Source organism: Enterobacter sp. BIDMC 26, from assembly GCF_000534435.1.
Classification (GTDB): domain Bacteria; phylum Pseudomonadota; class Gammaproteobacteria; order Enterobacterales; family Enterobacteriaceae; genus Enterobacter; species Enterobacter ludwigii.
The window spans coordinates 741,236-752,846 of record NZ_KI973182.1; the positions used below are offsets into that span (position 1 = coordinate 741,236).

The 11,611-nt window shown below is 55.6% G+C and carries 10 protein-coding genes; 3 read left to right on the top strand and 7 right to left on the bottom strand.

Features of this window, described 5'->3' with window-relative positions:
• Positions 1-166 precede the first annotated feature (166 nt).
• Positions 167-1,369 carry a nicotinate phosphoribosyltransferase gene (pncB, locus tag L462_RS19810; RefSeq protein ID WP_025204545.1) on the bottom strand — a complete coding sequence of 401 codons (1,203 nt, stop codon included), beginning with the start codon at positions 1,367-1,369 and terminating at the stop codon, positions 167-169.
• 255 nt (positions 1,370-1,624) lie between these two features.
• On the opposite strand from pncB, the gene pepN reads away from it, so the two are divergent.
• On the top strand, positions 1,625-4,237 hold the full coding sequence (pepN, locus tag L462_RS19805) for an aminopeptidase N (protein ID WP_032677807.1): 2,613 nt from the start codon (positions 1,625-1,627) through the stop codon (positions 4,235-4,237).
• A gap of 43 nt (positions 4,238-4,280) precedes the next feature.
• Here pepN and ssuB read toward each other — a convergent pair whose 3' ends face one another.
• The 5 genes from ssuB to ssuE are packed head-to-tail and all read right to left on the bottom strand — an operon-like array spanning position 4,281 to position 8,521.
• On the bottom strand, positions 4,281-5,051 hold the full coding sequence (gene ssuB, locus L462_RS19800) for an aliphatic sulfonates ABC transporter ATP-binding protein (RefSeq protein ID WP_032677808.1): 771 nt from the start codon (positions 5,049-5,051) through the stop codon (positions 4,281-4,283).
• Positions 5,048-5,839 carry an aliphatic sulfonate ABC transporter permease SsuC gene (ssuC, locus tag L462_RS19795; protein WP_020884803.1) on the bottom strand — a complete coding sequence of 264 codons (792 nt, stop codon included), beginning with the start codon at positions 5,837-5,839 and terminating at the stop codon, positions 5,048-5,050. Before ssuC ends, ssuB begins: the two co-directional genes overlap by 4 nt.
• Before the next feature lie 9 nt (positions 5,840-5,848).
• On the bottom strand, positions 5,849-6,994 hold the full coding sequence (gene ssuD / locus L462_RS19790) for an FMNH2-dependent alkanesulfonate monooxygenase (RefSeq protein WP_032677809.1): 1,146 nt from the start codon (positions 6,992-6,994) through the stop codon (positions 5,849-5,851).
• The gene (locus tag L462_RS19785; protein ID WP_020884802.1) at positions 6,991-7,953 is read right to left on the bottom strand and encodes a sulfonate ABC transporter substrate-binding protein; all 963 of its coding nucleotides are present in this window, start codon (positions 7,951-7,953) and stop codon (positions 6,991-6,993) included. The genes ssuD and L462_RS19785 overlap by 4 nt, the downstream gene beginning before the upstream one ends.
• Positions 7,946-8,521, bottom strand: coding sequence for an NADPH-dependent FMN reductase (ssuE, locus tag L462_RS19780; RefSeq protein WP_032677810.1), 576 nt, complete (start codon positions 8,519-8,521; stop codon positions 7,946-7,948). The genes L462_RS19785 and ssuE overlap by 8 nt, the downstream gene beginning before the upstream one ends.
• A 249-nt stretch (positions 8,522-8,770) precedes the next feature.
• On the opposite strand from ssuE, the gene pyrD reads away from it, so the two are divergent.
• Entirely contained in the window at positions 8,771-9,781 is a 1,011-nt protein-coding gene (pyrD, locus tag L462_RS19775) for a quinone-dependent dihydroorotate dehydrogenase (protein WP_032677811.1), read from the top strand.
• A 165-nt stretch (positions 9,782-9,946) separates the two neighbouring features.
• Complete coding sequence (zapC, locus tag L462_RS19770) at positions 9,947-10,489, top strand: cell division protein ZapC (protein ID WP_032677812.1); 543 nt, start codon at positions 9,947-9,949, stop codon at positions 10,487-10,489.
• Here the strand turns inward: zapC and L462_RS19765 are convergent.
• The gene (locus L462_RS19765) at positions 10,486-11,595 is read right to left on the bottom strand and encodes a YcbX family protein (protein WP_032677813.1); all 1,110 of its coding nucleotides are present in this window, start codon (positions 11,593-11,595) and stop codon (positions 10,486-10,488) included. The genes zapC and L462_RS19765 overlap by 4 nt on opposite strands.
• Positions 11,596-11,611 lie beyond the last annotated feature (16 nt).

The window sequence follows — 11,611 nt, forward strand, 5'->3', positions numbered from 1 at the left end:
TTCTCTCTGTTAATAGTCGGAAAAAATAAACACTTGCCCACCCTTACTGGGGGGGGATATCTATGTTACCTGGCATCCGCCATCAGACAAGCAGATTTCGCAGTCAAAAGAGAAGAATTAAGAAATAAATTGAGGAGAGGGGAGCCTGAAAGGCTCCCGAAAGCAGTTAACTGGCTTTTTTGATCTGCGGTAGATCGAATGCTTTGCGTAATGCGCGCACAAAGGCTTTGTCATGGCAGATGGTTTTACCGGGGCTATCGGAGAGCTTCGCTACCGGCTTACCGTTACATTCCACCAGTTTTATCACGATGTTCAGAGGTTTTACCTGAGGGATGTCGCAGGTCAGGCGGGTGCCAATCCCAAAGCTCAGGTTAATTCTGGAGGTGAAATGACGATAGAGATCGACCGCTTTCGCCAGATCGAGGTTATCAGAGAAGACCAGCACCTTGCTCATCGGGTCAATGCCCAGTTTTTCGTAATGGGCTATGGCCTTTTCACCCCATTCAACCGGATCCCCGGAATCATGGCGTAATCCCTGATAACGTTCGGCAAATTCAGGGCCAAAATCACGCAGGAACGCGTCCATCGTAATACAGTCGGTAAGCGCGATGCCCAGTTGATTGGGATATTCTTCCAGCCACGCGGCCAGTGCGGCACGCTGGCTGTTTGCCAGGTCCGGGCTTATCTGCTGATGCGCCTGGAACCACTCATGCGCCTGGGTGCCCATCGGGGTCAGATCCAGACGACGTGCCAGATCGTAGTTGCTGGTGCCCACGAACCACGGCTCCTGCTGCAGACGCTTCACAATAGCCTGCTGCACTTCGCGAGAGAAACGGCGACGCGTGCCAAAATCCATCAGGCGGAAGCGGGACATATCCAGCCCTTCGGTCAGCGTTGAGAATGCGGCCAGTTTATTTTCCAGCGACGCGACTGCCTGCTCAACGCCGGTTTCCGGGGAACGGTAGCGGTGGGCCAGTTCACTGATCACCGCGAGAAGCGGAACTTCCCACATGATCACTTCACGCCACGGGCCTTCAAGACGAATATCCAGCTTGCCGTTATCATTGACCACGGTCACCTGCTCCGGCTTATAGCGGAAGTCGCGCAGCCAGTTCAGGTAGTCAGCTTTAAAGAAGGGCAGGCCAGAGAGCCACTGATATTCGTCGTCCTGCAGCGTCAGATGCTGCATAGCATCGACCTGTTCACGAATGGAGTCTGCGTAGATACCGAGCAAGTCGTCACCACGGCAGCGGAATTCCGCCGCGACATGGACGTCATAGTAATGGTGGAAAACGGCTTGCTGCATATGCAGTTTATACGCGTCGGTATCCAGCAATGTATGCAGAACAGGAGAAGCGAATTGAGTCATAGGTGCGCAGTAGCATCCTCTCACAGGAGCGTTTAGTACAATAAACAACTCCGGAGTATACCTTGTTTAGTGATTTATTGAACCCCGATCACAACATAAGCGCTCTTTATGGTCGAGGGCATTTTGTGCCCCGTGTTATACAAATGTAGCGAAAAAGGTGTTTGTACCTGAAAAGATGAACATTCTGCATAGCGCGTTTTACACAACAGGAATAGACTGGATTCGTTATTCGACAAACGATGCATAAGGTTTTCTATGACACAACAGCCACAAGCCAAATACCGCCACGACTACCGTGCGCCGGATTACCTGATTAGCGATATCGATCTGACTTTTGACCTGGATGCCACTAAAACCGTTGTCACGGCGGTAAGCCAGCTCACGCGCCAGAGCGCGACGGCTGTGCCGCTGCGTCTGGATGGTGAAGACCTGACGCTGGTCTCCGTGCAGATCAATGAGCAAGCATGGTCTGACTATAAAATAGAAGGCAACCAGCTGGTTATCGACAACCTGCCGGAACGCTTTACGCTGCGCATCGTGAATGAAATCAGCCCGGCTGCCAACACGGCGCTGGAAGGGCTTTACCAGTCTGGCGTGGCCCTGTGCACCCAGTGTGAGGCCGAAGGTTTCCGCCACATTACCTGGTATCTTGACCGCCCGGACGTGCTGGCACGCTTTACAACGAAAATCATCGCCGATAAAACCCTCTATCCGTTCCTGCTTTCCAACGGCAACCGCGTAGGTGAAGGCGAGCTGGAAAACGGTCGCCACTGGGTACAGTGGCAGGATCCGTTCCCGAAACCGTGCTACCTGTTTGCGCTGGTGGCGGGTGATTTCGACGTGCTGCGTGATACGTTCAAAACCCGTTCAGGCCGCGACGTCGCGCTGGAGTTGTTCGTCGACCGCGGCAACCTGGACCGCGCGCCATGGGCGATGACCTCGCTTATCAACTCCATGAAGTGGGATGAAGAGCGCTTTGGCCTCGAGTATGACCTCGACATCTATATGATCGTTGCTGTCGACTTCTTCAACATGGGCGCGATGGAGAATAAAGGTCTTAACGTCTTTAACTCCAAATACGTGCTGGCACGTACCGATACCGCGACCGATAAAGATTACCTGGATATTGAACGCGTCATCGGACACGAGTATTTCCATAACTGGACCGGAAACCGCGTCACCTGCCGTGACTGGTTCCAACTGAGCCTGAAAGAGGGCCTGACCGTCTTCCGTGACCAGGAGTTCAGTTCCGATCTGGGTTCCCGTGCGGTGAACCGCATTAACAACGTGCGCACCATGCGTGGCCTGCAGTTTGCGGAAGATGCCAGCCCAATGGCACACCCTATCCGTCCCGATAAAGTCATCGAGATGAATAACTTCTACACCCTGACGGTGTACGAAAAAGGGGCGGAAATTATCCGCATGATCCATACCCTGCTGGGTGAAGAGAACTTCCAGAAAGGGATGCAGCTCTACTTCGAGCGTCATGACGGCAGCGCAGCCACCTGCGACGATTTTGTGCAGGCGATGGAGGATGCGTCTAATGTCGATCTTTCCCATTTCCGCCGCTGGTACAGCCAGGCCGGGACGCCGATTGTCACCGTCAAAGACGACTACAATCCGGAAACCGAGCAGTACACCCTGACCATCAGCCAGCGCACGCCGCCAACGGCAGAGCAGGAAGAAAAACACCCGCTGCACATTCCTTTCAGTATTGAACTGTATGACAACGAGGGTAACGTGATCCCGCTGCAGAAGGGCGGTCATCCGGTCCACCACGTCCTGAACGTGACCCAGGCGGAACAGACCTTTATCTTTGATAACGTCTATTTCCAGCCGGTTCCCGCGCTGCTGTGTGAATTCTCTGCGCCCGTGAAACTGGAATATAAGTGGAGCGACCAGCAACTGACGTTCCTGATGCGCCATGCGCGCAATGACTTCTCACGCTGGGATGCGGCGCAAAGCCTGCTGGCGACCTACATCAAGCTGAACGTTAATCGTCATCAGCAGGGCCAGCCGCTGTCGCTGCCGGTTCACGTTGCGGACGCATTCCGCGCAGTCCTGCTGGATGAGAAGATTGACCCGGCGCTGGCGGCTGAAATTCTGACGTTGCCATCCGCAGGCGAAATCGCCGAACTGTTCGACATCATCGATCCGATTGCCATTGTGGCGGTGCGTGAAGCGCTGACCCGTACGCTGGCGAACGAGCTTGCGGACGAATTCCTCGCAATCTACAACGCCAATAAGCTTGACGCTTATCGTGTGGAACATGCTGACATCGGTAAACGTTCCCTGCGTAACACCTGCCTGCGTTATCTGGCCTTCGGTGAGCGCGAGCTGGCAAACACGCTGGTGAGCAAGCAGTATCACGAAGCAGACAACATGACCGACGCGCTGGCAGCCCTGGCTGCAAGTGTTGCCGCTGAACTGCCATGCCGTGATGCGCTGATGCAGGAGTACGACGACAAGTGGCATCAGGATGGTCTGGTCATGGACAAGTGGTTCATCCTGCAGGCCACCAGCCCGGCGGCCGATGTCCTCAGCAATGTACGCAGTCTGCTGAAGCATCGCTCCTTCACCATGAGCAACCCAAACCGCGTGCGTTCCCTGATTGGCGCGTTTGCCAGCAGCAACCCGGCGGCGTTCCATGCGGAAGATGGCAGCGGTTATCAGTTTATGGTGGAAATGTTGACCGAGCTGAACAGCCGTAACCCACAGGTGGCGTCACGCCTGATTGAGCCGCTGATCCGTCTGAAACGCTATGATGCACAGCGCCAGGCGAAAATGCGTGCTGCGCTTGAGCAACTGAAAGGGCTGGAAAACCTGTCTGGCGATCTGTACGAGAAGATCGCTAAGGCACTGGCCTGATCGAAAGACCAACCCTCCCTCTCCCGGTGGGAGAGGGAGGACGTCAGCCGTGAGCCGTCATTAACGCTCGCTCGCTGACCCCGCGCTGCATCACCCGATTCAGCACTTCCGCCTCCAGCTCTGCCAGTCTTGCCGACCCTACGCGGCGCGGACGCGCAATATCGACCGTGACATCAAGACCGATTTTCCCTTCTTCTATTAGCAGCACGCGGTCTGCCATCGCGACGGCTTCGCTCACGTCGTGCGTCACCAGAAGTACCGTAAAGCCATGCTTTTGCCAGAGTGCGGCAATCAGGTCCTGCATTTCGATTCGCGTCAGGGCGTCGAGCGCGCCGAGTGGCTCATCCAGCAGCAGCAAGCCCGGACGATGTATCAGCGCTCGCGCCAGCGCCACGCGTTGCTTCTGCCCGCCGGAGAGCGCCGCAGGCCATTCACCCGCACGGTTTTCCAGCCCTACGGCGGCCAGCGCCTGGCGGGCTTCATCCCGCCAGTTGCCGTTGAGGCCCAGTCCGACATTATCAATCACCGTTTTCCAGGGCAGCAGGCGCGCGTCCTGAAACATCATGCGGGTATCGTCCTGAATAGTGGCCAGCGGTGTCGCGCCTGCCAGAATTTCGCCGCCGTTGGGGGATTCCAGCCCGGCTAAAAGGCGTAACAACGTACTCTTGCCGCCGCCGCTGCGGCCCACAATGGCGACAAATTGTCCGGCAGGAATATGCAGATCCAGCGCGTTGAGAATCGTGTTTTCGCCATAGCGCTTCGTGACACCGTTAAGGAGCAGCGGTGTACCCTGAGTCAGTCGGGCAGTATTCATGCTTTAGCCTCCTGTGAAATATAGGCTGGATTCCAGCGCAGCCAGCTGCGTTCCAGCCACTGGGCGCTGACGTCGGCAAGTTTGCCGAGCAGGGCATAGAGGATAATGGCCACCACCACCACGTCCGTTTGCAGGAATTCGCGGGCGTTCATCGCCAGATAGCCAATCCCTGAGTTTGCAGAGATGGTCTCTGCCACAATCAGCGTCAGCCACATCAGGCCGAGCGCAAAGCGCACGCCGACCATTATGGAGGGCAGGGCGCCCGGCAGGATCACATGCATAAAGAGGGCAAAACCGGACAGGCCGTAACTGCGTGCCATTTCGACCAGTCCGCGATCGATGTTGCGGATCCCATGCCAGGTATTAATGTAAATCGGGAACAGCGTGCCCAGCGCGACGAGAAAAATTTTGGCGCTCTCATCAATACCAAACCACAAAATGACCAGCGGGATCAGCGCCAGATGCGGCACGTTACGCAGCATCTGAATGGAGGTATCGAGCAGCCGCTCGCCCCAGCGAGAAAGCCCGCTGATCAGACCCAGTACCAGGCCGATGCTTCCGCCAATCGAAAAACCAATTACGGCACGCCATGAGCTGATGGCCAAATGCTGCCAGAGTTCGCCGCTGACGCTCAGCGACCAGAATGCCTCTATTACGCCCTCCGGAGAGGGCAGAATACGGCTCGACAGCCAGCCGGCAGAGGACGCGAGTTGCCAGACAAGCACAATGCCAACGGGTAAAAACCATGGGGCGGCACGTAGCAACCATTTTTGTGAGGGGGCATTCATGGCAACTCCTTAGCTTTGTGCGGCTCTTCGCGGGATAAACTCGTTAGCCACGGCTTCGCCCTGAAGCTGGAGCTGGCGGGGCTGCGGTACGTCCGGGATGGCGACATCCAGATGCGGGAATAACAGCTCGCCCACTTTGTAGGCCTCTTCCAGGTGCGGATAACCGGAGAGGATAAAACTGTCGATACCCAGGTCCGCGTATTCATTGATCCGCGCAGCCACAGTTGGTCCGTCGCCGACCAGCGCGGTACCCGCACCGCCGCGCACCAGGCCGACGCCCGCCCACAGGTTCGGGCTGATCTCCAGATTCTCGCGCTTACCGTTGTGCAATGACGCCATTCTGTGCTGGCCGACGGAGTCGGTTTTCGCAAACGCCGCCTGAGCTTTAGCGATAGTCTCATCATCCAGATGCGCGATCAGCCGGTCGGCCGCCTGCCAGGCTTCTTCATTGGTTTCACGCACAATCACATGCAGGCGAATACCAAAGCGCACCTTGCGACCATGCGCTGCCGCTTTGGCGCGCACCTGGGCAATTTTCTCTTTGACCAGCTCGGGCGGCTCACCCCAGGTGAGGTAGAGATCAACCTGTTCAGCCGCCAGATCCTGCGCCACATCTGATGAGCCGCCGAAGTAAAGAGGAGGGCGCGGCTGCTGCACCGGCGGGAAGTAGAGCCTGGCGTCGCGAACGTGAATATGTTTACCTTCGAAGGTGACGGTTTCCCCCTCCAGCAGACGTCGCCAGACGCGGGTGAACTCGGCGGACGCTTCATAGCGTTCGGTGTGATCGAGGAACACGCCGTCACCCTCCAGCTCCTGCGGATCGCTTCCGGTGACCAGGTTAAACAGGGCCCGGCCGTTAGAGAGCCTGTCGAGCGTTGCCGCCTGGCGCGCCGCGACGGTCGGGGAGACCACGCTCGGGCGGAGTGCTACGAGGAACTTCAGGCGTTGGGTCACGGGGATCATCGATGCGGCTACCAGCCACGCATCCTCGCACGAGCGTCCGGTGGGGATCAGTACGCCGGTAAAACCGATTCGGTCGGCTGCCTGCGCAATCTGCTGCAGATAGCCGTGGTCAACCGGGCGTGAACCCTCTTCTGTGCCAAGATAGTGTCCATCACCGTGGGTGGGTAAAAACCAGAAAAGATTCAGACTCATGATTTGGTTCCTTCTTTGCCTGCGGGTTGCCAGATGCGTTCGCGAATATTCACCTGTTTTGGAACAAGCCGATTTTGATAGAAGAGATCTGCGGTTTGCTGCTGCAGCGCAGCGACGTGTGCGTCCACCGGGGTAATGGTGGTCTGTGGACGGTGATCGAGATAGCTCGCGATCACCGGCTCAGGTAAGCCCATGGTTTTCGCCAGCAGGGTAATGCTCTCCTGACGTTGGCTTTGCGTTAGCGCATCCGCCTGAGTAAAGGTGTTAAGAACATCCTGAATAAAAGCGCCATTCTTTTCCGCATACGGGCGCGCGGCGAGGTAGAACGAGCCGGTTTGTTTCAGCGTGGTGCCATCTTTTAATACCCGCACGCCACCCTGCAGTAAAGCTGCGGAGTAGTAGGGATCCCAGATAGCCCACGCGTCGACATTGCCCTGCTGGAAAGCGGCGCGAGCATCAGCCGGCGTCAAATAGACGGGTTGAATGTCGGTGAATTTAAGCCCCGCCTCCTGCAGGGCCCGCAGCAGCAGGTTATGCGAGCTTGAGCCTTTCTGGAATGCAACCTTGTGGCCTTTGAGATCGGCGACCGTCTTAATGGTGCTATTTTCAGGGACCAGAATGACCTCAGCCTTCGGCTTGGCGGGCTCAACGCCGACATAAACCAGGTCGGCCCCCGCCGCCTGCGCGAATATTGGCGGAATATCCCCGGTGCTGCCGAGGTCGATGCTTCCGACATTCAGGGCTTCCAGCATTTGCGGGCCAGCAGGGAACTCAATCCAGGAGAATGTGGTCTTCGGGAAGCGTTTTTCCAGAAGCTGATGGCTTTTGGCCAGCACCATACTGACGCTACCTTTCTGATAGCCGATGCGTAAATGTTCAGGCGCCGTCTCTGCCGCGTGGGCCAGCGACGTGAGCGCCAACAGCCCGGCCAGTCCGAGACGGGTTAATCTTTTAAACATGAGCGACTCCCTGTGATTGGTTAAACGCCGGGGCGTGGATATCTCTGCGGTGCAGGGCATGCCAGAAGGTTTCCAGGGCGCTGTCTAGACGGGTTTGCAGATTCGGCGTGAAGTGAGGCTTGTGTTGATAATCGATAACCTGCGAGTCGTCGGCAAAGACGCCGTGGAGGATCTCCTGCGCTTTTAGCGCATTGAGTACCGGCTTGAGGGCATAATCCACCGCCAGTAAATGGGCCACCGTGCCGCCCGTTGCCAGTGGCAGGACTACTTTGCCGTCCAGCGCACGTTCAGGCAGCAGATCGAGCAGGGTTTTCAGGGCCCCGGAAAACGAAGCTTTATAGATAGGCGTCGCCACGATTAAGCCATCAGCCCCTTTAAGCTGTTCAGTCAGCGTTTGCAGCGCCGGACTGTCAAAACGGGCGTAGAGCAGATCCTCGGGGTCGAAGTTATGCAGATTCCAGTGGCATACTTCCACATCCAGAGCATTGAGCTTTTCACGGGCATATTCCAGCAGTGCGCTGGAGCGAGAGGGGAATCGTGGACTTCCGGCCAGGGTTATGACGCGCATGCATGCTCCTTATAACTAATTGTTTGCTTTTATCTAACATTCATAACAATTTTCAGGAGTGTGACACTGCCCGGTTATTCCACTAAATGATTTATCTGCAATTAAAATGCGAAAAAGCGCATAAGAACGGGGCTGCGAGGTAAACGATTGCGTCTAACGGTGTTTTTTTTGCCACAGGTCAATTCCCTTTCCGGGTCGGATCGCACATAATCCCCTCCCGGTTTGCACACCGGGAATCCAGGAGAGTTCATGTACTACCCCTTCGTTCGTAAAGCCCTTTTCCAGCTCGACCCTGAGCGCGCTCATGAATTTACATTCCAGCAGTTACGTCGTATTACCGGAACGCCGCTGGCCGCACTGGTGCATCAAAACGTGCCGGAAAAACCTGTGCAATGCATGGGCCTGACCTTTAAAAATCCGCTGGGTCTCGCGGCGGGTCTGGATAAAAATGGTGAGTGCATTGATGCCCTGGGCGCGATGGGCTTTGGCTCCATCGAAATCGGTACCGTCACGCCGCGTCCGCAGCCAGGTAATGATAAGCCGCGTCTGTTCCGCCTGGTCGAAGCCGAAGGGCTGATCAACCGCATGGGCTTTAATAACCTCGGCGTTGATCACCTTGTTGAGAACGTAAAAAAAGCCCATTTTGATGGTGTATTGGGCATCAATATTGGCAAAAATAAAGACACGCCGGTAGAGCAGGGTAAAGATGACTATCTGATTTGTATGGAAAAAGTCTATGCCTACGCGGGGTATATTGCGGTGAATATTTCCTCACCAAATACCCCGGGTCTGCGCTCTTTACAATATGGCGAAGCACTGGACGATCTTCTGAGTGCCATTAAAAATAAACAAAATGAGCTCCAGGCGATCCACCATAAATATGTTCCGGTCGCGGTTAAGATCGCACCGGATCTTTCTGCTGAAGAATTGATCCAGGTTGCCGACAGTTTAGTTCGCCATAATATTGACGGGGTGATTGCGACCAATACCACACTCGATCGCTCGCTCGTTCAGGGAATGAAAAACTGTGACGAAGTGGGTGGGTTAAGTGGACGTCCGGTACAATTAAAAAGCACAGAAATTATTCGTGCCCTGTCAGCAGAATTAAAAGGACGACTGCCGATTATTGGCGTCGGTGGTATCGACTCCGTGATTGCGGCTCGCGAGAAGATGGCGGCGGGTGCCTCACTGGTGCAAATCTATTCCGGTTTTATTTTTAAAGGACCGCAGCTGATTAAAGAAATCGTTACTCATATCTAATCTTTTCTCTTTATCAGACAACCAGGGCTTTATTTCCAGCCCTGGTTGTTTTATATTCCGTCATTGTTGCTTATTTAGTCATTATAGTCTTTTATTAATGGTGTTATAAACGAAGCGGCAAACAGGACATTTTTAGTACAGGAAGTTTGGGGACGGGAGAGAAACATGCGAATTAAACCTGACGATAACTGGCGCTGGTATTTTTGTGACGAGCATGATCGCATGATGCTCGATTTAGCCAATGGTATGTTGTTTCGTTCCCGTTTTGCTCGCCGAATGTTAACCCCGGATGCCTTCTCCCCGTCAGGCTTTTGTGTTGACGACGCTGCGCTTTATTTCTCCTTTGAAGAAAAATGCCGCGACCTGGTGCTTTCTAAAGAGCAGCGTGCCGAACTGGTATTAAACGCGTTAGTGGCTATTCGATTCCTGAAACCGCAAATGCCGAAAAGCTGGCATTTTTTAGCGCACAGCATGAACTGGGCCCCCGCCACCGGTGATGCGGCGAGTGTAAACCTGAGCGATACCGCTGAAGAGGTGAGCCTGCTGGTGGTTGAGCCTGGCGAAAATGCCGCACTCTGTCTGCTGGCCCAGCCCGGTGTGACCATTGCCGGGCGGACGATGCAACTGGGGGATGCCATTAAGGTAATGAATGACAGGCTGAAACCGCAGCAACGCGTAGACGCTTTCAGCCTCGAGCAGGCCGTTTAAGCTTCCAGCTGTACCGACGTTTTCGGAATACAGCTGCAGCACAGAATTGTACCATCATCGCCAATCGCGGATTTTTTCAGCGCGCTGACTTCCCCTTCGACCAGCTTGATTCGACAGCACCCACAGATGCCTGCCCGGCAGGAGTAAGGTACGCGGATCCCCGCTTGTTCCAGCTGTTCAAGTAAAACCTGCTGATTGTTGCCGCGGATAACGGTGCCCTGCCAGTGAATGTCTACGGGCGAGCTGGCTGGCGTCTCAACGTCGACGAACTCTTCTTCCTGACCTGCGCCATACACTCTTGCGGGCCCACGGGCGAGAATTTCGACTTCGTCGCCCACGCGGATGACGCCGCTTGAGCGCGGAATGAGGTTCTGGCCGAAATCCACATCGCCATTGTCCTGCGCTGTGCGGAATGACTGCAGGGTTTTTAACGGCTCGCCGGAAGGGTGTTTCTGGCCTTTTTCGGGACTGACGGTGGTAAAGATACAGCGGCTGCAAGGCTTCACGATATCAAATACCACGCTGCCGATACGGATCACCTTCCAGGTATCCTCTTCCCAGGCGTCAGCGCCTGTAACAACCAGGTTGGGACGAAACTGCTCCATCTGGACGCTGGCTTTACAGCGACGCTGCAGGTCGCGCAGGGAGGCGTCGTTAGTCAGCAGGAAGGGGAAGCCGTCCGCGAATGAGAGCGGGACCGCCTCGTGGCGCTTAACGCGCCGCGTCAGCGCCGGGCCGACCCAGCGCAGCTGCACATCCCGGGAGAAGAAGCCGCTCAGCCAGCGGTTAATGTCATCCGGGGCGATGCGCGCGGTAAAATGATTGCCCCACACTTCCGTTGGCGCTTCGACAGGCGCAAAATCAGCAAAGCGGATCACCACGCTGGAGCCATCCGGCGCGGTGAGATGCAAACCGTCATAAAGCGGGGAAGGGGTAAAGCGAACCATTTGTGGGAACTGGCGTGCGGTAATGAACGTACCGTCAGGTTCGGTGACCATAAAGATACGATCGAAGGCAAATCCGCTCATGTCGGCCAGCGCGTGTGAAACGCCGATCCCGCGCATGGATTTCACCGGATGAATAAAAAGCCTGGATAACGTCGCCACTGCACAGCCCCTCGAA